The 24,743-nt window shown below is 61.9% G+C and carries 24 protein-coding genes; 18 read left to right on the top strand and 6 right to left on the bottom strand.

The window, feature by feature from the left end:
* The first annotated feature begins 55 nt into the window (after positions 1-55).
* Positions 56-784: a phosphonate ABC transporter ATP-binding protein gene (locus tag LKX83_RS08710; protein ID WP_227881786.1), complete on the top strand. Its 729-nt coding sequence runs from the start codon at positions 56-58 to the stop codon at positions 782-784.
* Positions 785-868: 84 nt separating this feature from the next.
* Here LKX83_RS08710 and LKX83_RS08705 read toward each other — a convergent pair whose 3' ends face one another.
* Positions 869-1,018, bottom strand: coding sequence for a DUF6254 family protein (locus tag LKX83_RS08705; protein ID WP_227881785.1), 150 nt, complete (start codon positions 1,016-1,018; stop codon positions 869-871).
* A gap of 102 nt (positions 1,019-1,120) precedes the next feature.
* Between LKX83_RS08705 and LKX83_RS08700 the strand changes: the two genes are divergently transcribed.
* Both LKX83_RS08700 and LKX83_RS08695 read left to right on the top strand, forming a co-directional pair.
* Positions 1,121-1,795 (top strand): MOSC domain-containing protein, encoded by a 675-nt coding sequence (locus LKX83_RS08700; RefSeq protein ID WP_255654416.1) that lies wholly within the window; start codon positions 1,121-1,123, stop codon positions 1,793-1,795.
* Entirely contained in the window at positions 1,792-2,541 is a 750-nt protein-coding gene (locus LKX83_RS08695) for an SDR family NAD(P)-dependent oxidoreductase (RefSeq protein WP_227881784.1), read from the top strand. The genes LKX83_RS08700 and LKX83_RS08695 overlap by 4 nt, the downstream gene beginning before the upstream one ends.
* A 163-nt stretch (positions 2,542-2,704) precedes the next feature.
* Here LKX83_RS08695 and LKX83_RS08690 read toward each other — a convergent pair whose 3' ends face one another.
* Complete coding sequence (locus LKX83_RS08690; RefSeq protein ID WP_227881783.1) at positions 2,705-4,060, bottom strand: MFS transporter; 1,356 nt, start codon at positions 4,058-4,060, stop codon at positions 2,705-2,707.
* Positions 4,061-4,172: 112 nt separating this feature from the next.
* Between LKX83_RS08690 and LKX83_RS08685 the strand changes: the two genes are divergently transcribed.
* The 4 genes from LKX83_RS08685 to LKX83_RS08670 all read left to right on the top strand — a co-directional run bounded on the left by LKX83_RS08685 (position 4,173) and on the right by LKX83_RS08670 (position 8,949).
* On the top strand, positions 4,173-5,099 hold the full coding sequence (locus LKX83_RS08685; RefSeq protein WP_227881782.1) for a polysaccharide deacetylase family protein: 927 nt from the start codon (positions 4,173-4,175) through the stop codon (positions 5,097-5,099).
* Between the two features lie 143 nt (positions 5,100-5,242).
* A complete protein-coding gene (locus LKX83_RS08680) occupies positions 5,243-6,247 on the top strand; it encodes a 2-oxoacid:acceptor oxidoreductase family protein (RefSeq protein ID WP_227881781.1) in 1,005 nt (334 codons plus the stop codon).
* Positions 6,248-6,286: 39 nt separating this feature from the next.
* Positions 6,287-8,596: a thiamine pyrophosphate-dependent enzyme gene (locus tag LKX83_RS08675; RefSeq protein WP_227881780.1), complete on the top strand. Its 2,310-nt coding sequence runs from the start codon at positions 6,287-6,289 to the stop codon at positions 8,594-8,596.
* Positions 8,593-8,949, top strand: a complete 357-nt coding sequence (locus LKX83_RS08670; protein ID WP_227881779.1) for a hypothetical protein — start codon at positions 8,593-8,595, stop codon at positions 8,947-8,949. Before LKX83_RS08675 ends, LKX83_RS08670 begins: the two co-directional genes overlap by 4 nt.
* Positions 8,950-9,059: 110 nt before the next feature.
* Here LKX83_RS08670 and LKX83_RS08665 read toward each other — a convergent pair whose 3' ends face one another.
* Entirely contained in the window at positions 9,060-10,022 is a 963-nt protein-coding gene (locus LKX83_RS08665) for a serine hydrolase domain-containing protein (RefSeq protein WP_227881778.1), read from the bottom strand.
* A gap of 237 nt (positions 10,023-10,259) precedes the next feature.
* A complete protein-coding gene (locus tag LKX83_RS08660; RefSeq protein ID WP_227881777.1) occupies positions 10,260-10,772 on the bottom strand; it encodes a hypothetical protein in 513 nt (170 codons plus the stop codon).
* Positions 10,773-10,926: 154 nt separating this feature from the next.
* On the opposite strand from LKX83_RS08660, the gene LKX83_RS08655 reads away from it, so the two are divergent.
* From LKX83_RS08655 to LKX83_RS08615, 9 genes are all read left to right on the top strand, one after another.
* A complete protein-coding gene (locus LKX83_RS08655) occupies positions 10,927-11,451 on the top strand; it encodes an ADP-heptose synthase (RefSeq protein WP_227881776.1) in 525 nt (174 codons plus the stop codon).
* Positions 11,452-11,556: 105 nt separating this feature from the next.
* A complete protein-coding gene (locus tag LKX83_RS08650; RefSeq protein WP_227881775.1) occupies positions 11,557-13,536 on the top strand; it encodes a tetratricopeptide repeat protein in 1,980 nt (659 codons plus the stop codon).
* Between the two features lie 82 nt (positions 13,537-13,618).
* Complete coding sequence (locus LKX83_RS08645; protein ID WP_227881774.1) at positions 13,619-13,936, top strand: YbjQ family protein; 318 nt, start codon at positions 13,619-13,621, stop codon at positions 13,934-13,936.
* 19 nt (positions 13,937-13,955) lie between these two features.
* Positions 13,956-14,873, top strand: coding sequence for an aldo/keto reductase (locus LKX83_RS08640; protein WP_227881773.1), 918 nt, complete (start codon positions 13,956-13,958; stop codon positions 14,871-14,873).
* Positions 14,874-14,933: 60 nt separating this feature from the next.
* The gene (locus LKX83_RS08635) at positions 14,934-15,608 is read left to right on the top strand and encodes an SOS response-associated peptidase (RefSeq protein WP_227881772.1); all 675 of its coding nucleotides are present in this window, start codon (positions 14,934-14,936) and stop codon (positions 15,606-15,608) included.
* A 388-nt stretch (positions 15,609-15,996) separates the two neighbouring features.
* Positions 15,997-17,136, top strand: coding sequence for a CobW family GTP-binding protein (locus LKX83_RS08630; RefSeq protein ID WP_227881771.1), 1,140 nt, complete (start codon positions 15,997-15,999; stop codon positions 17,134-17,136).
* An 86-nt stretch (positions 17,137-17,222) separates the two neighbouring features.
* Entirely contained in the window at positions 17,223-18,323 is a 1,101-nt protein-coding gene (locus LKX83_RS08625) for a GerAB/ArcD/ProY family transporter (protein ID WP_227881770.1), read from the top strand.
* On the top strand, positions 18,304-19,713 hold the full coding sequence (locus LKX83_RS08620) for a spore germination protein (RefSeq protein ID WP_227881769.1): 1,410 nt from the start codon (positions 18,304-18,306) through the stop codon (positions 19,711-19,713). The genes LKX83_RS08625 and LKX83_RS08620 overlap by 20 nt, the downstream gene beginning before the upstream one ends.
* 6 nt (positions 19,714-19,719) lie before the next feature.
* On the top strand, positions 19,720-20,886 hold the full coding sequence (locus tag LKX83_RS08615; RefSeq protein WP_227881768.1) for a Ger(x)C family spore germination protein: 1,167 nt from the start codon (positions 19,720-19,722) through the stop codon (positions 20,884-20,886).
* A 42-nt stretch (positions 20,887-20,928) separates the two neighbouring features.
* On the opposite strand, the gene LKX83_RS08610 is transcribed toward LKX83_RS08615, so the two are convergent.
* The gene (locus LKX83_RS08610; RefSeq protein ID WP_370639054.1) at positions 20,929-21,414 is read right to left on the bottom strand and encodes a C40 family peptidase; all 486 of its coding nucleotides are present in this window, start codon (positions 21,412-21,414) and stop codon (positions 20,929-20,931) included.
* Between the two features lie 242 nt (positions 21,415-21,656).
* On the opposite strand from LKX83_RS08610, the gene LKX83_RS08605 reads away from it, so the two are divergent.
* Complete coding sequence (locus tag LKX83_RS08605; protein WP_227881766.1) at positions 21,657-21,923, top strand: hypothetical protein; 267 nt, start codon at positions 21,657-21,659, stop codon at positions 21,921-21,923.
* 111 nt (positions 21,924-22,034) lie between these two features.
* Here LKX83_RS08605 and LKX83_RS08600 read toward each other — a convergent pair whose 3' ends face one another.
* A complete protein-coding gene (locus LKX83_RS08600) occupies positions 22,035-22,463 on the bottom strand; it encodes a universal stress protein (protein ID WP_227881765.1) in 429 nt (142 codons plus the stop codon).
* Positions 22,464-22,655: 192 nt separating this feature from the next.
* Here LKX83_RS08600 and LKX83_RS08595 point away from each other — a divergent pair, with 192 nt between their 5' ends.
* Positions 22,656-24,740, top strand: coding sequence for a HelD family protein (locus LKX83_RS08595; protein ID WP_227881764.1), 2,085 nt, complete (start codon positions 22,656-22,658; stop codon positions 24,738-24,740).
* The last annotated feature ends 3 nt before the right edge of the window (positions 24,741-24,743 follow it).

Genomic DNA, 24,743 nt, shown 5'->3' with positions numbered 1-24,743 from the left:
CGCAACCGCCGATCGGGGTCTGCGGCGAACCGGGTCAGGAGGAATACGTGCAGCAATGATTAAAATAACGGGATTGTCGCGTAAGCTTCCGCAAGGAAAAAAGGTACTGGAAAACATTCACGGGCAGCTGGAGCCTGGTACGATCGTCGCGGTCGTCGGATCGAGCGGGAGCGGGAAGTCGACGCTGCTGCGCTGCCTGGCGCTGCGCGAGTCCTGGTCTTCGGGCGAATATCGCTTCGACGGCCAGGACGCGAACAAGCTCGGCTTTTTCGGCAAGCTGCGGCTGAAGCGGAAAATCGCGTATCTCGAACAAAAAGCGCTTCTATACGAAAAGAAATCGGCGCTGAAAAACGTGATCATCGGCGCGATCGGCCAAGTCTCGTGGTTTCGCCGCATGACGGGGTTGGTCCGCAACGACGATTACATGGGCGCGATGGAGACGCTCGAAAACGTCGGCTTGATCGACCGGGCGCATCTCCATGCGGAGAAGCTGAGCGGCGGGGAACGGCAGCGCGTCGCCGTCGCCCGCGCCATCGCACACGGAGCGGAGATGATCGTCGCCGACGAGCCCGTCTCCGGTCTCGATCCGCATGCCCAAGAGGATATCATGGCCATGCTTAAGCAGCTCACCCGGGATAAAGGAACGACCGTCGTCGTCACGCTGCACCGGCTGGAGCTGGCGGAGAAGTTCGCGGATCACATCTGGGGGCTGGAGGAGGGCCGGCTTATCTTGGATGTGCGAGGCCGGCGATTGACGCTGGCGGAGAAACATAGGGTGACTTAGCGGAAAGGCCTGGAGGATGAACGAAGGCCGTCCCGCCGGCACGATCGCCGGTCCGGGACGGCCTTCGCGGTGCCGCCCGCTGCGTTAAAGCAACGGAGCCCCGGATTCCCCGTCGTCCGATTGGCCGGCGTTGTGGGCCAACTCGTGCAGGGAAGGACCTTTGTCGTGCGGGTGCTGCGCCTGCTGCTTGCGGCTTTTCCAGGCGCTTTCCCGTCTGCGTTTGGATGTCGTCACGGCGATGCTCCTTTCCGGGGGTATCGACGCCACGATTAGCGTGGGTCGAGGGATCGATGCCTATGCATGGAAAGATCTGATATAGAGGAAAGGTGATCGCGAATGTCCGCAATCCAGTCTCCGCTGTCCTATCCGCTGCTATCCGTCAATGTCGGCAGGGCGGTAGAGCGGGAATACAAAGGCAAGCCCGCCCGTTCGGGTATCGGCAAGCGCCAGGTGCTGCAAGAGATCGATCTGGGATGGACGGGCCTCTCGGACGACGAGCAGGCCGATATGGTCAATCACGGCGGTCCGGACAAAGCCGTGTGCGTATATGCTTACCGGCACTACGCCTATTGGGAGGATGTACTCGGTCAATCGCTGGAATTCGGCGCGTTCGGCGAAAATTTCACGGTCGACGAGCTTGTCGAAACGGACGTGCGGATCGGCGACGTCTTTGCCGTCGGAACCGCCCGCGTGCAAGTCAGCCAGCCGCGCGTCCCATGCTGGAAGCTCGCCATGAAATGGGGCGTCGACGAGCTGCCCGCGCTCGTCATCGAGACGGGCGCGACCGGCTTTTACTTGCGGGTGCTGGAGCCGGGCCGCGTGCGCCCGGGACCGCTCGCGCTCGTGTCGCGCGATCCCGCCGGGATGACGGTCGCCGAGGCGAACCGAATCATGCACAAGGACAAACAAGATACGGACGGCATTCGCCGCCTGCTCGACGTGGAGGCGCTCGCCGACAGCTGGCGCGACTCGCTGACACGCCGGCTCGCAAAGTGGGAGGGCGGGCGATGACGCCGAATTTCAAAGGGCTCGCAGCGGTCGTCACCGGAGCGGCAGGGGGCATCGGGCGCCATTTGTCCCGTGCTTATGCGCGGGCGGGCGCGACGGTCGTGCTGGGCGACGTCGCGGGGAGCGGCGGAGAAGCACTCGCGGCCGAGATCGAGGCGGAAGGCGGGCGAGCGCGGTTCGTGCCGGGCGACCTGAACGAACGGGATGCGGCCGCCCGGCTGATCGACGAAGCCGCCGATTTCGCCGGACGACTCGACATTTTGGTTCATAACGCGGGGATCGGCATCTGGAAGTCGCCCTACGAGCTGGAGATCGACGAATGGGAGCGCGTCGTTAATGTCAACTTGCGCGGCGCCTTCCTTTGCGCGAGGGAAGCGGCCAAGGCGATGAAGCAGGGCGGCGGGGCGATCGTGAATATCGCTTCCACCCGCGCGGTTCAATCCGAGCCGAACTCGGAGGCGTACGCGGCGACAAAGGGCGGCATCGTCTCTTTGACCCACGCGCTCGCGCTCTCGCTCGGCCCGGATCGGATCCGCGTAAACGCGATCAGCCCCGGCTGGATCGAGACGGGAGATTACGCCACGCTGCGGGAAGCGGATCACGCGCAGCATCCCGCCGGGCGTGTCGGCACGCCGGACGATATCGTGCGCGCATGCTTTTACCTGACCGATCCGGACAATACGTTCGTCACCGGCATGCATCTGATCGTCGACGGCGGGATGACGCGCAAGATGATCTACGAGCCGTAATCACGAACAAAAGCATCAGAAATGGAACAAGCTGACACCGGTGGAGTTCCGGTGCCAGCTTGTGTAGATAGGGCTTGTTCGAATGTCTGCGAATCAGGGCCTTGGCCCGGCGTTTGCAGGCTTTTTTTGGCATGTACGGGATTGCTTCCGGAATCGGAGGCGGTCAGCGTGTTTGACGGGAAAGCAGGAGAAAGGCGCTGGCCAGCGCCAGAACGCTCGCCGCGGCGCCGAAGCGCAGCAGGTCGACGATCCCGGACACTTGGTCGGCGCCGGCCGCGCTCAGCAGCCCGCCCATGATCGTAATTCCGATGACGTTGCCGATGTTGCGGGAGAACATGAGCATCGACGTGGACACGCCTTTCTCGTGAGGACCGACGAGCTGCTGCGAGCCGATCGTGCCGACGGTTGAAAGCAGCCCGAATGCGAGTCCCTGGACGATCATCGTCGCCGTCACGTAGAAGAAGGTCGTTCCGTCCCGGAACAACAGCAAAAGGATGCCCGAAGCGACGAGCAGCACGTTGCCGATCAGGACGAGCCGGGGATAGCCGTACCGCAAGATCCATTTGCCGGCGGGCACGGCCGTGATCATCCAGCCGATCGACATGCCGATGAGCGAGAGGCCGCTCGTGAAGATCGAGTATCCTTGGGTCTGGAGAAACAGTGGAACATATGCGGACGTACCGAATAACGCCGTCCAGCCCAGGAACGTATTTAGCGTCATCCAGCGCAGCTGCCGGATGCGGAACAGCGACAGCGGCAGGATGGGAGAAGCGTGCCGCCGCTCGTAGAGCAAAAAGAGGACGAGCACGACAACGCCGGCGGCCGCATATGCGAATTGGTAGCTGTCGACGATCGTAACGGACAGAAGCAGGCTTACCCCGATCGTGAACAGGACGGCGCCCAGGATGTCGACCGACGCTTTTTTCGGCTGATAGGGCTCCTTGTAAGCGAGCAAGAGGACGAACGACAGCACGCACAGCGGAATGTTCACCCAGAAGATCCAGCGCCAGCCGACGGTCTCGACGAACAGGCTGCCGAGCATCGGCGCGAGTACGGCGGACAGACCCCACATCGCCGTGAACATCGCCTGGATTTTGCCCCGCTGCTCGATCGAGAACAGGTCGCCAGCGATGATGATCGGAAACGGCGTGATCAGACCGGCGCCGATCCCTTGAAGCGCGCGGTACAGCACGAGCTGAAGCATGCTATGGGACAAGCCGCAAAGCAGCGAACCGACGAGGAACAGAATAAGACCGGCCGAGAAGACGACGCGGCGGCCGAACAGGTCGGAAATCCGCCCGGCGATCGGCGTCATGACGGTGCAGCAGATCATGTAAGCGGTGAAAGTCCAGGCATAGAAGCTCATGCCCCCGCGCAGCTCCTCGGCGATATGCGGCATCGTCGTGTTTGTGATGGTGGAATCCATCGAGGAGATGAGCATGGCGATAATGATGCTGGTCATCGCGGCCAGGCGGCTGGCCGGCGTGAGCGAGAGCGCCTTCGCGGCGGAGGTGGACATCGGAACGGTTCTCCTTTGCAACGATCAGTCATATTTTCCAAGCGAGGTCCATTATATCAACCTGCAATAGAAAGGGGAACCCGTCATACGATAAAGGAGGAGGCGACGACCGGTGCTTACGTCCGAACGGTTGGGATACGGCAAAACGGATCGGCTGCTCATCGTCAACGCGGACGATTTCGGCCTCTGCCGATCCTCCAACGAAGCGGTGGCGAATCTGCTGGCGGAAGGAGCGGTCGATTCGGCGACGATCATGATGACCTGCCCCTGGTCGCCCGCCGCCGCCGCGGCCGTACGCGGGCTGTCGCGTGCCGATGTAGGCATACATTGGACGCTGAACAGCGAGTGGGCGCCGTACCGGTGGGGACCGTTAAACCGAGCCGGGCGCACCGCGAGTCTGACCGACCGGAGCGGGTGGCTGTGCCGGACGACCCGGGAGACGGAGCTTCAGGCGGATCCCGAAGAGGTGCGCGAGGAGCTCGCCGCGCAGACGGAAGCGGCGCTCCGTGCCGGGATCCGGCTCAGCCACGCCGACAACCATATGGGCAGCCTTTACGGCCTGGATACCGGCCGGGATCTGCTGGAGATCGCCTTTGATCTATGCGCAACGTACGGCCTGCCGTTCCGGCTGCCCCGCCGGCCGTTGGGAATCGGAGGGCGGTCCCTCCCGCCCGATGTCGAAGCGCACGCTCGCCAACGCGTCCGTCAAGCGGAGGAGCGGGGCATTGCGCTGCCCGATGAATGTACGGGGTTCGACTACGGGCTCGCCTGCGGCGAGACGTACGAGACGATGAAGGCAGAAGGCATCGCGACGATTCGCGCGCTGCGCCCCGGCGTCACGGAATGGATTACGCATCCCGCCTACGGCACCGACGAGCTCCGCGCCTTCAATCCCGCCTGGGAAAAGCGGGCGATGGAGGCGATCTTCTGGCGCGACCCCGACGTGCGGCGCATCCTGGCCGCCGAAGGGATCGTGCGGATCGGCTGGCGGGAGCTGCAGCGCCTGCAGGGCGGACCTGCGAGGACGTCCGTCCCGTAAGCGTTTTCGCGAAACTTGCGCGATCTGGAAGGAATTGTGCGAACGATCGCGAATTGTAAACACGATCACGTCTTTCGCACCATGCTCACGGTTATCTCCATATTTCACGTTCATCCTTACGCGAAAGGGGAATCAGCGGCATCATGGCGAACTTACCAAAGACGAACGGACTCGGCTTTTTTGAAATCCGCTTGGAATCGATCGGAGGGCTCGGCGCCAACCTGGCCGGCAAGATGCTGGCCGAAGCCGGCGTCATGGGCGCCGGATTGAACGGCGTCAGCTTCAGCTCCTACGGCTCCGAGAAGAAAGGCTCCCCCGTCAAGGCCCACATCCGCTTTTGCGCCGCCGACGCGCGGATCCGCGACACCTCGCCGGTCGAACGGCCCCATGTCATCGGCATCTTCCACGAGAACCTCTCGCGCACGAACAACGTCATTTCCGGCATGTACGAAGACAGCATCGTCCTTGTCAACTCCAAAAAAACGCCCGAAGCGCTGCAGACGCAGCTGAAGCTGAAAGGAGGTACGATCGCGGTCGTCGACGCGACGGGCATCTCGCTCGAGGAAGATAATCGCGTCAACATGGCGATGCTCGGCGGGCTGTTCCGGCTGTGCGGCTTCCTGGACCCGGCCTTCATGAAGGGCGTCATCACGCGTTCGCTCGAAAAGAAATACCCGGGTGCGGTACAGCCCGCGCTCCGCACGTTCGACCGGGGCTACGACGAGGTGAAGTTCCGGACGTTCGCGCTGCCGGAAGGCGAATCGATGCCCGACTTCGTGAGGATGGATACGCCGGTACTGGGCTACGAGACTCAGCCGATCGGCGGCATGATCACGAACCCCGGCAACAGCATCCTGAAGGATCTCAGTATTTCCCGCGCCGGCCGCATGCCGCACTTCGCCGACGACAAGTGCATCCACTGCGCCGCCTGCGACAACGTTTGCCCCGATTTTTGCTTCGTCTGGGAGGAGCTCCCGGATAAGAAGGGACGTCCCCAGATGTTTCTTCAAGGGATCGACTATCAGTACTGCAAAGGCTGTCTGAAGTGCGTGCAGGCGTGTCCGACCGACGCCTTGTCCAGCGAGCTGGAGGAGGAAGGTTACGCGGACGCCCACCGGGTCGCGCACCGGTTCAACTTGGTCATCTGAAGCCAATTTTCCGAAGATGAGGAAGGGTGAGCACGGATTATGGCACTCGACATTCGCAAGGAAATGGGGCCGGCGGGCAGCGTCGAACAGCGGATCGTCTACGAATCGGGCAACGAGATGGCCGCCTATGCCGCGCATCAAATCAACTATCACATCATGGGCTACTTTCCGATCTCGCCTTCGACCGAGGTGGCGCAATTTCTCGATCTGATGAAGGCGAACGGGCAGCACGACATCGTACTCATTCCTGCCGATGGCGAGCACGGCTCCGCCGGGGTATGCTACGGCGCTTCGGCCGGCGGGGGCCGCGTCTTCAACGCGACGAGCGCGAACGGCTACCTGTATATGCTGGAGCAAATGCCGGTGCAGTCGGGGACGCGGTTTCCGATGGTGATGAATCTCGTCTGCCGGTCGGTATCGGGGCCGCTAGACATCCACGGAGACCACTCGGATCTGTACTTCGCGCTCAATACGGGCTGGCCGATTCTGCTCTGCCGCGATCCCCAGGCGGTGTACGATATGAATCTGATGGCGTTGAAGCTGGCGGAGGACCCGGAAGTCCGGCTGCCGGTGCTCGTCGCTTCGGACGGCTATTTTACGAGCCACCAGAAGCGGAGGGTGCACACGTTCGCGCATCGGGACGACGTGCTGAAGTTCGTCGGCGAGCGACCGCCGGAGGGCTTCGCGCACGCGCTCGACCGCGAACATCCGATCACAGTCGGCCCTTACATGAATGAGCCGGACTACATTAACAACTGCTATCAGCAATCGATGGCCATGTACAAGGCGGAGGAGATATACGACCGGATCCGCCGGGAGTACGCGGAGCTGACGGGGCGCGACTATCCGGTGCTCGACCTGTACCGGATGGATGACGCCGAGGTGGCGGTATTCCTCCTGAATTCGTCCGCGGAGATCATCAAAGACGTCGTCGACCAGCTTCGCGCGAACGGCGTCAAGGCGGGCGCGATCTCGCCGAACCTGATTCGCCCGTTCCCGGCACAAGCGATCGCCGAGGCGCTCCGCGGGGTCAAGGCGCTCACCGTAGGCGATCGTGCAGACTCGTACGGCGGACACGGCGGCAACATGGTGAACGAAGTGCGCGCGGCGCTCCACACGCACGGCAACCGCGACACGCTCGTCATCAGCCGGATCTATGGGCTCGGGGGCAAAGACTTTTACGCGGAGGACGGCCTGAAGCTGTTCGAATTCGCGATCGACGCGGCGGCCAAAGGATTCGTCGAGCGGCCATTCGATTATCACGGCCATACGCCGGGCGATCCGGCTAAGGCGCCGAAGCCGGTACTCGAGCCGATGAAATACGAGGATCTGAAGACCGGCCTCATCACCGTGACGCCGGACGAAGCCTCCGGCAAGGTGAACGTCCGCGTCCCGCCGCTGCGCCAGCTGACCAAGAAGCCGAAGCGCATCGCGCCGGGCCACGGCGCTTGTCCGGGCTGCGGGATCTTCTCGGGTCTCGAGCTGTTTTTCAAGGGCATCGAGGGCGATATCGTCGCCTTGTTCCAGACGGGCTGCGCGATGGTCGTGACGACGGGGTATCCGTACTCCGCGCACAAAGCCACCTACATCCACAACCTGTTCCAGAACGGCGCGGCGACGCTCTCCGGCGTCGTAGAAATGTTTCACGAGCGCAAGCGGCGCGGCGAGCTGGACCATCTCGGCCTGAAGGACGACTTTACGTTCGTCATGATTACGGGCGACGGCGGCATGGACATCGGCATGGGGCCGGCGATCGGGGCGGCGCTGCGCAACCATCGCCTGATCATCCTCGAGTACGACAACGAAGGCTATATGAACACCGGCGCGCAGCTCAGCTACTCGACGCCGATCGGCCACCGCACCTCGACGTCCAACGTCGGCAAAAAGCAGGGAGGCAAAGTGTTCCACCATAAGGACACGGCCCAAATCATGGCTTCGACGAACATCCCCTATGTGTTCACGGGCAGCGAGGCGAATCCTCAGGACTTGCTGCGCAAGGCCGCCAAAGCGCAATGGTACGCGCAAAACGTCGGCATGGTGTACGGCAAAATTTTGATCACGTGCCCGCTCAACTGGCTGTCGGACGACAAGGACGGGGCGACGATCATCGAGCAAGCCGTGAACTCCTGCTTCTTTCCGCTGTACGAGGTCGAGCGCGGCGTCACCAACATCACGTACAATCCGGAAGACAAAGGCAAACGGGTGCCTGTCGCGGATTGGCTGAAGATGATGGGCAAGACGAGGCATCTCTCGAAGCCGGAGTACGCCGAGACGCTTCGCGAATTCGAAGGGGAAATCGAGCGCCGCTGGAGCATGCTGAAGGCGAAGCACGAGAGTCCGTACCTGTGACGACGGTCTACGCGCTCAAGCATGTCGTGACGGGGGAACTGCTCGCCGCGATGCAGACGAACGGCTATCAGCTCCGGTACTACGGCGTTTTGCTCTGGCCGTCGCCGCCGGACGATGAGGAACGCCTCGCGGCGCTCGGGCGGGCCGGGCTGTATCTGCCGCCGGAAGCCGGCAACGCCAAACGGACGGACCGACTGAAGTCGGAGTGGGAGCAGGTACAGGAGCTGGGCCGCTGGCGGCTCTGCGAGCTCGACGAACACGAGGCGAAAATGGCCAACGTGAAGCTTCGGAACGATCCGCGCTTGCGCGTCGTCCTGATGGACGGCGAGCTGCATGCGGAAGAGCGGGAGTAGGAGCGGAAGCGGAGAAATGCATGCGGTCGTGCACTGCCGCATAAGGCGGAACGGCGCGAAGGCAGGAGGGCGGAGAAGGCTCCGTCCTCTTCGTGCTTGTCTCGTGGAGGTTAACGGGGCGTGGATGAATGTGGAACGCCGGGCAAAAACGTTTCCGCAAATAAATGTAATGGCATAAATGTTTTATGATATAAATGACTGGTGAACGACACGACGAGTTCGCGCTCGGGGACGACGAACAAGTACTGCCCGCCGTACCCCATTGCGAAATACGTACGCGGTGACGCCGGTTCGGACGTGCCGCCGGTATAGATCCACCAATGATACCCGTAAGAGCCGACATGGTCGTACGTATGGTGAAGCGGAGCGGTGATCCGGTCGATCCACGCCGCAGGCACGAGCTGGCGCCCTTCCCAAAGCCCGCGGCGCAGCATGAGCAGGCCGAGCTTGAACAGATCCCGCCCTCTCAGGGACAGGCCGAAGCCGCCGATGACGATACCCTGCGTATCGGAGAGCCAGAGCCAGTCCTCGATGCCGAGGGGCGCGAACAGGTGCCGGGCGGCGTACGCCTCCGCCGTCAAGCCCGTCGCCCGCTGCAGGACGGCGCTTAGCAGCTGTGAGCAGCCCGAGTTGTACGCCATCGCCGCGCCGGGCGGGGCCTTCACCAGACGCCCCAGGACGAACGCCACCCAGTTCGGGCTGTCGTACATCGGCGTCGGCTGACCGTCCCAGTCGCCCCATTCCGGCCAGTCGAGGCCGTCCGTCATCGTGATCAAGTGCCGCAGCGTAATCGCGCGCTTGTCTTCGGGAACGCCCGGGAGCCACGCCGCGACGGGGGCGTCGAGCGAGTCCAACTCGCCGCGTTCGAGGGCGATGCCGATCAAAAGCGCGAGCAAGCTCTTCGTGATCGAGTTGAGCCGGTGCAGCGCTTGTTCCGACTTGCCGTTCTTGGCGTAGGCGTAGAGGTCCGTTCCGCCCTGATGAACGAAGCAAGTCGCGATCTTCGCGCGTTCGACGCCGGACCGGAAAGCGGCCATGTCCGGCGCCGTCCGGCTTTGGATGTCCGTCTTCAAGGGATGTTTCGCCTCCTCTGTCCGAATAAGTGCCGCGTCGGGCTTAAACGGGCGGGCCAGCCGTTCGGTACGAACGATCGGACGGCGAGGTACCCGTCCAAATCGGCCTTTTCGTACGCAAAGCGGACAAACGTCGATGCCGACGTTACGCAGCCGCATAAAATGGATGATGGTGAAGATGCGGGGCGGACATTCTTTCGCCGGCCCTACCGTATCTTTCCCGAACGGGTAGGCCGATTAATCGAACCGGATCGCGGCGCCCGCGCGCTCTCCCTGCGCACGCAGCGCAAGCTCCACCTTTTGCAGCCTCAAAACTTCATTCGGCTCCAGCTCGAGGCGGAAATAGCCGTAGGCGTAGGCGGCGTCCAGGAAGCTCAACTCGGGATAGCAGACGACCTGCTGCGGACGGTAAGGGTTGTCGATCAGCACCTGCCATTCGCCGGTCCGGTCCGCCGGACGGACCGCGGCGAGCGCTTCGTTTTTGGCGGCGGCGATGCTCTCGAACTGTTCCCACACGCGCGCCCAGGACGGGCTGAACCGGCCGGGGTCCGGGAATGTTTTCCTGCCTTGCTCGATCAGCTCCCCTACGCGCGGAACTTCCTCGTCTGCATAGCCTTTGAGAACGGCTCTGAACTGCTCGACGAATGCGTAAAAGGCCGGGTAGCCGGCCGCCAGCATCTCGTCCCGAAAGATCGACAGTTCGCGTTCCGCTCGCAGAGCGGCGAACCGATCCAAGCTCAATTCCGGCATGCGTAAACGACTCCTTTGCGGCGGAATGGTTGTCTTGCGTCGCGATCTGTGCATATTATATCTTATACGCTGGCATGGCAGACGCGAATTTATGATATAATGGGAAACAATGTGCAAACGGTCATTTGCCGCTTTTTAGGAGGGACTAGCGAAGATGAATCGACGTTTTGTCATCGAGGCGGTCATGATCGCCATATATGGCCAGCTGCTTCTGCCGAAACGTCCTGTCGAATACAGGATTCCTTACTCTACGATCATGGAGCTTTACGATATGAAGGACAGCCCGGAGCCCGTCATGCCGGACCCGGACGACGACCGCCATGTCAAAAGCAAAATCGGTGAAATGATCGCCTATTTCGAAGATCCGTTCAACAAAAAGAAGCTCGAGCGCGCCCTGATGGCGCCTTGGAAGGAAAGCCCCCCGCTGCCGATCAACGAGAACGTCACGATGATCGTCGTGAACGCCGTCGAGAATATGCAGTACGGGGAAATGCTCGATCCGATCGAGACGGAGCTGGTGCTTGCTTCGCTCCGTCTGCAATGTCCCGTGCTCACGGACCATATCGAGTTTCAAGACAAAGTCGTGCAGAACAGCATCCCCGTTCAAGTATTCGATATCGACGATTACGAATATGCCGTCGAGGAAGACATACCGGCGTCGGACGAACATTCGCAATGAGAGAGCTGCCGGACGGTCCCGGCAGCTTTCTTTCGCTTCGGCCGCGGCGCAATCTTGGCCCGGCCCGTTCGGGGATCGCTTTACTTGCATGCCAGGAGGGACGCCATGCGCATCCGTGAACGCATCATGCATCGTTTGGCGGCGCACAACCGCAGGAAGGGCAACGCCAAACGGGCATTGTACTGGTACGAGAAGCTCGGGACCGCGCGAATGGAGCCGCGCGCGATCGTCGAATACGCCGCGCTGCTGCACGGAGCCGGCCATACGGCGCGCGGGCTCCAGGCGCTGACGCGGCTGCTCGAAGCAAGTCCGAATGCCGCGGCTTACGAGCGCAGAGCCCGCATTTACCACGAGATCGATCGGCCCGAGGAGGCATTGTCGGACCTGAACGAGGCCATCCGCCTCGATCCGTCTTCCTATACGCTGTGGTACGTTCGCGCCGTCGTGGCGGCCGATCTCGGCAAGGAGGAGGCGGCCGTCCGCGACCTGAACGAGGCGCTGCACCGCGCAGGCCGACACGAGCGCGGCACGGTTCAGTACGAGCTCGGCAACCTTTACGCCAGACTCGGAAGGCCCGCGGACGCGGTCACAGCTTACCGGGAGGCGGTGGCTGATCCGGATAGGGCCGTGCCGCTGCAGCGGTTCCGCCTCGGCGAGGCGCTGGAGGCGGCCGGCAAGATCCGCGAAGCGCTGGCCGAGGTCGGCTTGGCCGCCGAGCAGCAGGCCCGCCTGCGGGCGCAGACGGACCGCGGGCTGCTCTATTATAGGCGTCGGACCGGCTATACGTTCGAAGGCGTGCGACAGGCGCTGGCGCAGGTCGACGGCGAGTACGGCTTCCGCCTGAAGCAGTCGCGGCTGCTTGAGCGGCTGGGCGACGCCGATGCCGCGATGGCCGCCGTCGTGCAAGGGCTCGACGAATATCCGGACGCGGAGGAGCTGCTGAACCGGAAAGGCGGGCTGCTCCGCGAAAGCGGGCATATCGACGAAGCGCTGACGCAGTTCGATCTCGTCATCGCCCGGTATCCGGACCGGCTTCCGGCCTATATGGAGAAGTGCGCCATCTACCGGAAGCTCGAACAATGGCCCGAGGCGCTGAACGTGCTGGAAGAGGCCAAGCGGCGATTTCCGGACAATACGGTCGTCCGCTTCTGGCAAGTGGACGTCCTGCGCGACGCCGGCCGTGCCGACGAAGCCTGGCAGGGCAGCCGACTGCTGACGGAGCTCGAGCCGGACGACCCGTTGAATTGGAAGCAGCAGGCGGAGCTCGCGATCGACGCTTCCCGGTTCGACCGGGCGGAGGCGGCTTATACGAAGGCGATCGCCCTGGACGGCAATGCGGACTTCCTCATGCGCCGAAGCTTCTCCCGCTACATGGCGGACCGCTACGAGGACGCGATGCTGGATTTGCAGGCGGCCGTCCAGGCTGACGTCAACCTGGCCGAGGAGAGCCGGACGGCGTTCGCCATGGGAGAGCTCTACATCGGTATGGATAACAAAGAGCTCGCCGAGGAGGCGTTCGGCAAGGCGATCCGGCTCGATCCGGAGAACGCGCTGCTGTATGAGCGGCGCGCCCGCTGCCTGCTCGCCATGGACCGGCCGGAGGAGGCGCTCGCGGACTGCGACGCCGGCCTCGCGCTGGATGCCGGGCAAACGCGCATCCTCAGGCTGCGGGGAGTTATTTATTTTCGGTTGGGCGACTACGCCTCGGCGCTGGCGGACTGCCGCGCCTATGCCGCGCAGCAGCCGGACGACGCCGAAGGCGCGTTCAATTTAGGCACCGTGCTGGCGCGTATGGACCGCAACGACGAAGCCATCGCGGCCTACTCGCGGTCGCTCGCCCTCAGTCCGTTCGAAGCGCAGGCGTATCTCGAGCGCGCTTCGCTGTTTTATCACCGCATGTTCGACCGGACGCGCGCCGCCGACGATCTGGCGCAGTGGCTGCTCTACGCCGGCGGCGAACGCAGCGAGTCCGAGCGCCTGTCTCTGCTGCACGAGCTCGACGGTTTCGACGACGAGATGCGCGAGCTGGCCAAGATGCAATATTTGAACCAGTACGGAGGAGGAGCGCCCCGGTATTTATCCTAGGGCGCCCGTTTGGCTGCGATCTTGGGGTATGGTAAAATGAGGTCGAAATTCATTATCTCGAGAGTCAATGGAGGTCATCGGCATGCTAGTCACGACAACACCGAACGTGGAAGGCTACCGCATCGCGAGATATTACGGATTAGTGAACGGCGAGACGATCATGGGGGCGAATATTTTTCGCGACTTCATGGCTTCGATCACCGACGTTGTCGGAGGACGATCGGGCTCCTACGAGAGCAAGCTGAAGGAGGCGCGCGATATCGCCGTCGGCGAGATGGTGGAGCAGGCGCAGCGTCTCGGCGCCAATGCGATCGTCGGGGTCGACGTGGACTACGAGGTCGTGCGCGAAGGCATGCTGATGGTTGCGGTCAGCGGCACGGCGGTTCTGGTCGAAGGCTGAACCTAGGAGGCGGCGCAGAATGAAATACCGGACTTTGGGCTCGACGGGGTTGAACGTGTCCGTCGTCGGCGTGGGCACCTGGCAATTTGGCGGCGAGTGGGGTCGCTCGTACGAGCAACGCGAGGCGGACGCCATTCTCGGCCGCGCCCGCGAACTGGGCATCAATCTGATCGACACCGCCGAATGCTACGGCGATCATCTGTCCGAATCTCTCATCGGTCCCGCCATTCGGAGCAATCGCTCGGAATGGGTGCTGGCAACGAAGTTCGGCCACCATTTTCACCGTCCGTTCGAACGGACGGACGAATTCGGGCCGGCGGATGTGGTCCGCCAGCTGGAACAGTCCCTCCGGGCGCTGCAGACGGATTACGTGGACCTGTACCAGTTCCATTCCGGCCCGGATGCGGCATTCGATTCAGACACGTTGTGGGACGCGCTGAACCGTCAGGTCGAAGTGGGCAAAATCCGCCACCTCGGCATCTCGATCGGCTCGAACCGGAACGTCCACCAGACTTCGCGGGCGACCGCGGTCGGGGCCGAGGCCATTCAGGTCGTTTACAACCGGTTGGACCGGGCGCCGGAGGAAGCGGTGTTTCCTTCGTGCGTGGAGCAGCGCCTCGGCGTTCTGGCCCGGGTGCCGCTCGCGAGCGGCTTCCTGAGCGGCAAGTACAAGCCCGGCGACCGCTTCGGCAGCGACGACGTTCGGTCCCGGCGCGACGCGGACGAGCAGGACCGGCTGCTGCGCGAGGTGGAGGAGATCGGCCGCAGCGAGGTTCCCGAAGGGACCGATATGGCAGCATGGGCGCTGGCTTGGTGTCTTCGGCATCCGGCCGTCACGACCGTCATTCCCGGCTGCAAGGATGTCGCCCAAGTCGAAGCCAACGCCGCGGCGGTCGCGCTCGTCCAAGACGGTCACCCGCAAGACGTTCGCGCGTAGACGCATATTTTCGCGGGACAAGCAAATAATGGGAGGAAACGAAAGAAGGCGGTGCCTCCCATGTGTCAAAGAATTTCGCTTGTCGCCGATCTGCCCGATCTGGTCGAACGCTTTCGCATTGGCCATGTCGTCGGCAGCTACAAGCCCCGCTACAACATCGCGCCCACGCAGTCCGCCGCTGTCATCTTCGAAGACCGAAGAGAGCGGATCCTGGATACGCTGCGGTGGGGACTCATGCCTTACTGGTCCAAAGACGCGGTCAACGCCGACGGGCAGGGGATCGGAGACCGTCCGATCTTTAAACGCATCCTCAACAAGCAGCGGTGCGTCATCCCGATCAGCGGATTTTACGGCTGGCGGACGCAAGGCAAGGTGAACCAGCCGGTCCATTTCGTCCTTCGCGACCGGCGGACGTTCGCCGTTCCGGGCTTTTACGAGATCTGGCCCAGGGTCGAGGGCGGCGATATTCGCGCCTACACGATGCTGACGACGGCGCCGAACGATCAGGTCGCCGGCTGCGCGGAACGGATGCCCGCGATTCTCGACGAAGCGGGGATCGACGCCTGGCTGTCCGAAGGCAACGTGGAGTACCGCGGCGTCTATCCGCACATCCGGCGACTCGAAAGCGGAGAGCTGATCGGCTATCCGGTGGGCGCCTACGTGAACGACCGGTCGAACGAAGCGCCGGAATGCGTGGAGCCGATTCGGGCCGCTTATGCGTCTTTGCGGAGATAACGCCATTGGATCTTCCCCGGAAGCGGCGCTTCCGGGGTTTTCACGTATAGGAATACCGCTGTTGGACGGAGCGGGTTCGCTAAACGCGGGAAATCGGGATCTATCTGGCAAGTTCGGCTTGCGGCCGTACGTATTCGAAAAATCGAACAGAGCGCTGTCCCTGGGGGACAAGTTGCCGTATGTATTCGAAATATCGAACAGAGCGCTGCCAACCAGGGGCGAATTGGTCGATTGTATTCGAAAAAGCGAATAGAATCGTGACTTTCCGCGGGAAAGTGGACTCATGTATGCGAAAAATCGAACTGAGAAGCATGGAGAGGACTGCAGGAGGCTGGGCCGTTATTTCCGGGACTGCGGAATGATAGGGAGAGGGAAGGGAGACCGCCTTATGGGAGAGAAAAGCGCGGTGAACGTATTCGCGCTGACCGGATTTCTCGGCAGCGGCAAGACGACGATGCTGCAGCGGATGCTGGCAGATGCCAAGGCTCGCGGGGAAAAGGTTGCGGTATTGATGAACGAATCGGGGGAGGTAAACCTTGACGGACTGCTCGTCGACCGCGACGTGCCGATGGCGGAAATGCTGGGAGGCTGCATCTGCTGCTCGATCAAAGCCGACCTCGGCCTCGAGCTGATGCGATTGATCGAGACGTATCGGCCGGATACCGTCTGGATCGAATCGACGGGTGTCGCGGAGCCGCTCGCAATGATGGACGCGGTGACGGAGGCGGCTATGTACACGCGTCTGGAGCTCCGCGGCCTGATCACGGTCGTGGACGCCTGCCATCTGCTCGACCGGAAACGCGTCGGCGCCGGCAAGACGCTGCGGTTGATGCGGGAGCAGATCCGCGGCGCTTCGCTGCTCGTACTGAACAAGACGGATCTCGTCGGCGAGGCCGAGCTGGCGGAGTTGGCGGCACAGCTCCGGGAGTGGAACGCGGCGGCCCCGATTCTGCCTGCGGTGCGCTGCGACGTGAATCCGGAGGCGGTCGAGCGGGCGCTGCCCGGCGCAAGCCCTCGGATGCCGCAGGCGGTCGGACTCGCCTACGACGAATCGTCCGGGCTGGACCCGCATTTAGAAGTTCATGCGCATGGGGATGAACAGCTTCATCGGCATCCCGCTGGATCGCATAATATCGATCACCAAAAGGTTGATCCGCACGATCATGCTCATGCGCACCCTCATCTGCATGATCACGCCCATCTGCACGATCACGCCCATCTGCACGATCACGCCCATCCGCACGATCACGTGAACGTTTTGACGCATTATCTGAGCGGTCCGGTGAACAGCGTCGACTTCGAGCGGATGCTGCGAGAGCTGCCGGGGGGCGTCTACCGGGCGAAAGGGATCGTCACCTTTACCGATACGGCGAGCCGCTTTCTGTTCCAGTACGCCTATCGCGAAACGGACTTTCTGCGAATCACGCCGCAGAAGGAAATCCCGGACGTCGCCGTCTTCCTCGGGGAGGACTTCTCCAGCTCGGATGTCCTCTCCCGATTGCTGAAGCTGACGCGCGACGATCGCTAGGCCCTCCCCGGCCGTCGCCTCCCAGCCTCATGACGCATATTTCTTCCGATTCCGGGAAACGGTAAAATACCGGAGGAGGAGTCCGCATGATGTCCTGGGTACGCGTCGGCCGCATTTCCGCCATATCGACCGTCCTGCTGTCCGTCGGTCTGCTTAATCACGTCATCATATTGCCTCTGCTGTTCGACGCCTCCGGCCGAGACGCTTGGGTCGCGGTGCTCGCGACGACGGTCGTCTTGCTCGGATGGCTTTTCCTCGTCTATCGCATCGTCCGCGACATCGGCACCGTCAGCGTGAACGACTGGCTGCAGCGAAAGGGAGGGACGTTCGCCAGATCCCTCACCGTCGGGATTTTGGTTCTTTTTCTGCTTTGCACGTCGGTCGTCACGGTCGTCGATACGATGACTTGGGGAACGAGTTCCTATCTGCCGTCCACGCCGGTCTCGGTCACCTCGGTCGTGTTCGTTCTGCTGTGCGCCTTTGCCGCTTACCAAGGCTTTCACGTCATCGTTTATCTTTCTTGCATCCTGCTGCCGGTCGTCATCGCGCTCGGTTTTTTTGTATCGGGCGCCAACGCCGACCGGAAGGATTACCGGCAGCTGTTCCCGATTTTCGAATACGGCTACAAGCCGATCGTCGACGGGATGATCGTCGTCGGCAGCGGTTTCGTCGAGCTTCTCGTCTTCGCGCTGCTGAGCCATTACACGACCAAGCCGTTCAAGCCGGTGCATCTGTACGCAACCGGTTTGATCGTCGCATGCCTTTGCCTTGGACCGGTCATCGGCGCGACGACCGAATTCGGCGTTTACGAAGCGACGGCGCTCCGGTTTCCCGCCTACGCCCAGTGGCGTCTCGTCCGCATCGGCAAGTATATCGAACATGTCGATTTTTTCGCGATCTTCCAGTGGCTGAGCGGGGCGTTCGTTCGGACGGCCGCTTCGCTCTGCCTGGTTCTGGACCTGCTCCGCCTGCGGACGCCGGGGCGGCGGATCGTGGCGCTGATCGCGATCGGCGCGCTGCTCGTGGCGCTTTGCATCATCCCGTTCGGAGACGCGCAGCAGTACCGGTGGTTCGGCATGTGGATGCCGGTCTCGCTCGCCGTGATGGCGGCGTTATCGATCTATCTGTTCCTGCTGGCGAGCTTGCGCCGGAAAGGAGGGGCGGCCGATGGTGCGAACCGGGCTTGAGTGGTTCGACTCGGCGATCGCGCATTGCGGGGACGTCCGATTGGAACGCATCGCCATCGGCGAACGCAGCGCGGTGATCGCCTATACCGAGCGGATGATCGACGGAACGCTTTATACGCAGAAGCTGCTTCCCGAAGTTCGGGCCGGCCTGGCCGACGAACGGGGCTTCGTCCCGCCGCTCGCTTCGGTTCCTCTGGCCGCGGACGACGAGCGCCAGCGCAAGCTGGTGTTCGCTCAGCTGTTTTCGGGCAGCGTGATCCTGTTCGCCGGCGGTCGGCTGTACGACTATTCGATCTCCAACCTGCCCGAGCGCATGCCGGAGGAGTCCAGCACGGAATTATCCGTGAAAGGTCCCCGCGACGGCCTGATCGAAGAGCTGTACGTGAATTTGACCTTGATCCGCAAGCGGCTGCGAACGCCGGATCTGAAGGTCGAGCAGTACCGGCTCGGATCCGAGAGCCAAACCCGCGTCGCCCTGCTGTACATGGCGTCGGCGGCGCCGGGAAACCTCGTGGAGGAGGCACGGCGCCGGCTGAGCAAAGTAACGGCGGAGGTCGTCTACGGGTCGGGCCAATGGGAGGAGCTCATCGCCGACCGTTCGAATTCGCTGTTTCCGTTAATCGGCTATACGGGAAGACCCGACTTCATCGTCCGGTCGCTGATCGCCGGGCGGGTCGCCTTTCTCGTGGACGGCTTGCCGATCGGCTACACGGCGCCGGCCAATCTGTACAATCTGCTGAAGTCGGCCGAGGACAACCACAACTCGTATTATTACGTGACCGTGGAGCGGATTCTCCGGCTGCTTGGCCTTGTGACGACGCTGGCCCTGCCCGGCTTTTGGGTCGCGCTGTCCGCGTTCAGCATCGACCAGTTTCCGTTTCCGCTCCTGTCGACGATCGTCATGTCCCGCACGGGGCTCCCCATGTCGACGACGATGGAGATGTTCTTCATGCTCGGCATGTTCGAGCTGTTCCGCGAGGCGGGCTTGCGCCTGCCACAAGCCGTCGGACAGACGGTGGCGGTCGTGGGCGGGATCATCGTCGGCGACGCCGCGATCCGCGCGGGCTTAACGTCCCCGACGATGCTCGTCGTCTCGGCGATTACGAACATCACGTCCTTTACGCTCGTAAACCAGACGCTGCTCGGCTCGGTCAGCTTGATGAGGATCGGAGTCGTCATCGCCAGCTCCTTTCTCGGGATGTTCGGTTTTTTCGTCAGCATGTTCGCCATTCTGCTGTACCTGGCATCGCTCAGCTCGTTTGGCGTGCCCTATCTGGCGCCGCTCGCGCCGATCCGGTGGAAGTCGTTCTGGTATGCGTTTGTTCGGTTTCCAACCAAATATTTGCACAACCCGCTCGGGCCGCGGCCTAAGTCCCCTGAACGGCGGTGAAGCCCGATGCCGACGACGATGAAGCTGCTACTGCCGCTCGTCGCCTGCGCGCTGCTCGCCGCCTGCTGGGACGTGACGCCGATTCAGGAGAGCAACTATTTCACGAGCATGGGCGTCGACTACGACGCGGCGAACAAGCGCTATACCGTCCAAGCCGCCCTGATCAACATGGCCGACGTCGCGAAAATGGAAGGCGCCGGGGGCTCGCGGATGAAGACGTTCATCGGGAGTGGCCAAGGTCCGACCGTGCATCTGGCGCTAAACGAAATGTATCGCAGCTCGCAGCTTGCGCCTACGCTCGATCACCTCATGACGATCATCGTGACCGAACGGACGCTCGGGCATATGGACGAGGTGCTGGATGGTATCAACCGCAGCCGCGCCGTTCGCTACAACATCAATTTGATCGGCACGACGGAGAATCCGGAGAAGATCCTCTCGTCCGACCGCTTGTTCGAATCTCCGCTGTACAGCTTTCTATACCAGCCGGTGACGCGGGGGCCGGGCAAGCCGTATGTTGCCCCGATGAGTCTGCAGGCTTTCGTGAGGGAGTATCACTCGGAGGCGAGCACGACGCTGCTGCCGAACCTGAGGATCAACGACCGGAGCTGGATCCAGGGTGATCAGCATCCGCGATTTCTGATGTACGACGGCGCGTTTGCCGTAGAAAGAGGAATGGACAAAGGATACCTGTCGAACGAACAGATGAGAGGCATGCGTTGGGTTCGCTCCGACGCTTCCCGTACGTTTCTGAAGGTTAGCGGGAACTCGGAGGTGCTCGCCGTGCTCGTCGTCAAAAAAAACACGTTCAAGCTGCGCTACGCCCCCCGCGGCGGGAAGCCCGCTTTTCATCTTCGTTTGACGGTAAACGCGTATGTGCACGAGATGTTGAAGCAAACAACCGACGAGGAATTGATCCGGGAGGCGGAGCGATCGATCCGGAAGGATCTGGAGGAAGCGATCGCGCTCGGACGCGCGAGAGGAATCGATATGTTCAACGCCGAAGAGGCCGTCTATCGCTGGCATCTGACCGAATGGCGCAAGCTGCGGGCGCAGCGTGTCGCGTTCGAGCGGCTCCCGTTCGAGCTGCGCGTCAAGGTGAAATTGGTGCACACCGGCAAGCTCAAGCTTCGGGAACAGCATAAACAATGGACGAAAAAGCCGCTCGAATAGAGCGGCTTTAACTGGTGATTAGAAAGCGATTAGAGCTAAACGTTACAAAACGCGTCTGGCCGTCTTGTAATGATCTTTCCACCATCCGGATTTCAGGTTCGAGATCGTGACGCCCGGCTTGCCGTACGTGTGCATAATTTTGCCGTTGCCAATGTAGATGGCGACATGATGCACCGGGGAATAGAAGAAGACGAGGTCGCCCGGCTTCAGGTTTTTGTAGGAGACAAACTTACCGACTTTGGATTGCGCATTGGAGGTGCGAGGGAGCTTAACGCCGTATTTGCCGTACAGGTACTGGGTAAAGGAAGAGCAATCGAACGTTTTGGTGTTGCCCGTCTTCGCACCGAAATCATATTTGACGCCCATGTACTTTTTGCCCAGGGCGATGATTCGAGAAGCTTTGGAGCTGGTGGAAGCCGACGCCGCGCTGGCTTTCTGCGTCGGCGCAAACGCGGCTACGCCTCCGAAGAGGAGGGTCAAAGCGATCGCCGCGGCGGTAATCGTTTTGAAGATGCGCATGTTGTTCATCATGTTGTTTCCTCCTAACGATTTGGGAATGAGACCACTATATCAGATCCTTTTTCCCCTCCATTTCCCATTAAGCAAGCGGTTGCTTGGGAGCCGCGCAAAAAGGCGTGAAAATGAAAAACAGATAAGAAAATATTCATTTTTCGGGGCTGGACAAGCGCAAGCGCTTCTGGACGCTTTGATCTGGGCCGTCTAAATCTGCTAAGATGGAGATCTACTTTGGTGTGTGGGAGGCGTTCGGATTGCAGCTGCGTATTTTGCATGCCGAAATGCGCCGCGACGAGGAAGAAGGCTACGTCGGGCGCGTTCAGTTCGAGGCGGAAGGTCATAGAGTGCCCTACGAAATCGTACTGCAGAGCAAGAAGGGCAAGGAATGGAGCTATTCGCTGCTGTTCGCTTCCGAATCCGGGGATGACGACGAGATCGAAGCGGTCGACGACGAGCTCGACGAGAACGACGCTTTGTTCGATCAGCTTGTTCAAGCGGCGAGAGCGGCGCTCTCGCTCTAATGTAGAGGCTTGTTGGCGCCGCGAGGTCGGGCTAGCCCCGTCTTCATAAAAAACAGTCCCTTCCCCGGTCCGGGGAGGGACTGTTCGCGCGCGCTGCGAGACGCATTTTCGTCATTTGACGATCAAGACCGGCACCTTGGCGTGCTGCATCACGTTATGGCTGACGCTGCCGAGCATGAACTCGCGGATCCCGCCGAGGCCGCGGCTGCCCATGACGATCAGGTCGCAGCCTTCGTCCGTGGCGAACTCAAGGATCGTCTCGGCAGGCTCGCCGTCGACCAGCTTGAACTCGGCTTCGACTTGGGGGGGCACGAGTCCTTTGGCTTCTTCCAATACGTTAAACGAATGCTGCATATACTGCTGGCTCCAATCGGGCGGCAGCGTCAGCATGAAGTCTCCGTTGTTCACGATCGGCACCTGGTAGACGTGCAGAACGAGCATCCGGGATCCGTAGCTTTCGGCGAGCTGCGCCGCATGGCTGAGGGCTTTGCGGGACAGGTTCGAGCCATCATAAGCCACCATGATTTTCACGTATTTCATTTCGCAAACACCCCTCGTCTCCGAATGAAGCATCGGTTTTATTGTATGTTTAACCACAAATATCATCCGTCAAACGAGCGCGCTGCGGCTTCGCCGCCCGGAAGAGGGCGGGATGCCGCCGTTTGCGACCCCCGAATCGCCCGCGCGGCCGATGTCGGGACGCTAGGACGGATAACCAAGGGAGGGCCTATCTTGTCAGAGGATCAGAAGCTTCGCGAAGAGCGAACGAACTTGTACCGAACGCTGGAAGAAATCGAGAGGCAGATCGCGGGCATCGGTCCCCGCTATACCGGCAAAGACTATACGGAGCAGCTGCTCGACGCGCATCGCCAGGATCGCAAGGCCCGGCTCGAAATCGCGCGGCGGGAGCCGTACTTCGGCCGGCTGGACTTCGCGGAACGGGGCAAAGCGGAGCCATCCGCGCTTTATATCGGGAAGCACGGCGTCGGCGAGGAGGAGGGGGCGGAACTGCTCGTCGTCGATTGGCGTGCGCCGGTCTCCAGCTTGTTTTACGCCTTCTCCGGCGGCGATCCGAATGTGTCCTACGAATCTCCGGACGGGGAGGTCGGAGGCACGATTTCGCTCAAGCGCAACCTGCTGATCCGGCAGGGAGAGCTGCAGCGCGTCGTCGACAGCTATGCGGAAGGTTCCGATCAAGGGACGGTAACGGACGAGTTTCTGTTGCACAAGCTCGGGGAAAGCAAAGACAACAAGCTCCGCGACATCGTCTCGACGATTCAGCAGGAGCAGGACGCCATTATCCGGACGGACAAAAACAAAGCCGTCTTCATCCAGGGTGTGGCGGGCAGCGGCAAGACGACCGTGGCGCTGCACCGGCTCGCTTACTTGCTCTACCGCTACAAGGACCGCGTCAGACCCGACCGGATGATGATCCTCGCGCCAAGCAAAATGTTTCTGAATTATATCTCAGGGGTTCTGCCGGAGCTGGGCGTCGGCGACATCCAGCAGACGACGTTCGAGGATTGGGCGTTGGATCAACTCGGCGACGACGTCGCGCTGCGCGATCCCGCAGAAGCGTTCGAGCGGTGGTTCGAGCAGCCGGTGACCGAAGCGGATAAGCGGAGCGCTTCCGCCCGCGCGAAAGGGGAGCTGGGCTTCCTGCAGGAGATCGACCAGGCGCTTGGCGCGCTTGCATCCCGGCTCGTACCGGACGAGCCGTTCAGTCCGGACGACCGTCATATGCTGGCGGCCGATACGATCCGCGGCTGGTTCGCCGAGGAGCTCGCGGACGATCCGCTCATGAAGAAGCGGGAACGGCTGCTGAACCGGATGAAGCGATGGATGGAAATCGAGATCGGCCGGGAGCGGTGGAGCGAGCGGGACGTGAAGGCCAAGGCGAACGCCCGGTGGAAGGCGTACGCGGCCAAGATGCCCGCGTTTACGGCCGCCCAATTTTACGCGGAGACGTTCCCTGCCGCGGCCGGTGCGGCAGAGGGCAAAAAGACCAAGCGCAAGCTGCCGACGTTTGAGCGCGAAGACCTGGCTCCGCTCGTCTATATCCATGCCCGGCTCTATGGCACAGACACGCCGGCCTACGACCATATCGTCATCGACGAAGCGCAGGACTACTCCCCCGTGCAGCTGGCGGTGTTAAAGGAGAGACAACGCATCGCCTCCATGACGGTGCTGGGCGATTTGCAGCAAGGCATTCACGATTATGCCGGCGTCAGCCGCTGGTCGGAGCTCACGGACGTCTTCGACGAGGGCGACACCGCCTACTTCGAGCTGGATCGCAGCTACCGGTCTACGATGGAAATCATCGAGTTCGCGAACCGCGTGCTGGCCGGCATGTCCGGCGGCGCGAAGCCGGCAAGGCCCGTGTTCCGCAGCGGGGATCCGGTCGAGACGGAGCGGACGGACGAGGGAGAGACGGCGAAGGCGATTGCGGCTACCGTGCGATCTTGGCGCGAGCGGCCGGATATCCAGACGGTCGCGGTGCTGGCGAGGACGGCCGCCGAGAGCGATCGCCTGCATCGCCAGCTGCGAGACGAAGGCGTGGACGCGTCGCTGCTGCAGGCGAAAAACCAGGCGTATGACGGGGGCGTAACGGTCGTGCCCGTCTACCTGTCCAAAGGGTTGGAATTCGATGCGGTGCTCATCCCCGACGCGGACGACGAGCAGTACGGTCCGGGCGACGCCAAGCTGCTGTACGTCGGCTGCACGCGGGCGTTGCATTTGCTGAAGCTGATGTATCGCCGCGGACTGACCGGACTCGTGCGCGATCCGGCCGCTCAGCCTGTGGAAGGGAGCGTGTGAGCG

The organism is Cohnella baijiui, assembly GCF_020731285.1.
In the GTDB taxonomy this organism is placed as follows: Bacteria; Bacillota; Bacilli; order Paenibacillales; family Paenibacillaceae; genus Cohnella.
The sequence above is the reverse complement of the archived record's forward strand: the minus strand, read 5'-3'. Positions and strand labels throughout refer to the sequence as shown.

Coding starts and splice junctions, on each gene's coding strand:
- LKX83_RS08655 (WP_227881776.1), top strand. CDS start 10,927: ATGAATCGACGTTTTGTCATCGAGGCGGTCATGATCGCCATATATGGC.
- LKX83_RS08650 (WP_227881775.1), top strand. CDS start 11,557: ATGCGCATCCGTGAACGCATCATGCATCGTTTGGCGGCGCACAACCGC.
- LKX83_RS08645 (WP_227881774.1), top strand. CDS start 13,619: ATGCTAGTCACGACAACACCGAACGTGGAAGGCTACCGCATCGCGAGA.
- LKX83_RS08620 (WP_227881769.1), top strand. CDS start 18,304: ATGGTGCGAACCGGGCTTGAGTGGTTCGACTCGGCGATCGCGCATTGC.
- LKX83_RS08660 (WP_227881777.1), bottom strand. CDS start 10,772: ATGCCGGAATTGAGCTTGGATCGGTTCGCCGCTCTGCGAGCGGAACGC.
- LKX83_RS08710 (WP_227881786.1), top strand. CDS start 56: ATGATTAAAATAACGGGATTGTCGCGTAAGCTTCCGCAAGGAAAAAAG.
- LKX83_RS08625 (WP_227881770.1), top strand. CDS start 17,223: ATGATGTCCTGGGTACGCGTCGGCCGCATTTCCGCCATATCGACCGTC.
- LKX83_RS08675 (WP_227881780.1), top strand. CDS start 6,287: ATGGCACTCGACATTCGCAAGGAAATGGGGCCGGCGGGCAGCGTCGAA.
- LKX83_RS08690 (WP_227881783.1), bottom strand. CDS start 4,060: ATGTCCACCTCCGCCGCGAAGGCGCTCTCGCTCACGCCGGCCAGCCGC.
- LKX83_RS08630 (WP_227881771.1), top strand. CDS start 15,997: ATGGGAGAGAAAAGCGCGGTGAACGTATTCGCGCTGACCGGATTTCTC.
- LKX83_RS08640 (WP_227881773.1), top strand. CDS start 13,956: ATGAAATACCGGACTTTGGGCTCGACGGGGTTGAACGTGTCCGTCGTC.
- LKX83_RS08615 (WP_227881768.1), top strand. CDS start 19,720: ATGCCGACGACGATGAAGCTGCTACTGCCGCTCGTCGCCTGCGCGCTG.
- LKX83_RS08680 (WP_227881781.1), top strand. CDS start 5,243: ATGGCGAACTTACCAAAGACGAACGGACTCGGCTTTTTTGAAATCCGC.
- LKX83_RS08700 (WP_255654416.1), top strand. CDS start 1,121: ATGTCCGCAATCCAGTCTCCGCTGTCCTATCCGCTGCTATCCGTCAAT.
- LKX83_RS08610 (WP_370639054.1), bottom strand. CDS start 21,414: ATGAACAACATGCGCATCTTCAAAACGATTACCGCCGCGGCGATCGCT.
- LKX83_RS08635 (WP_227881772.1), top strand. CDS start 14,934: ATGTGTCAAAGAATTTCGCTTGTCGCCGATCTGCCCGATCTGGTCGAA.
- LKX83_RS08695 (WP_227881784.1), top strand. CDS start 1,792: ATGACGCCGAATTTCAAAGGGCTCGCAGCGGTCGTCACCGGAGCGGCA.
- LKX83_RS08600 (WP_227881765.1), bottom strand. CDS start 22,463: ATGAAATACGTGAAAATCATGGTGGCTTATGATGGCTCGAACCTGTCC.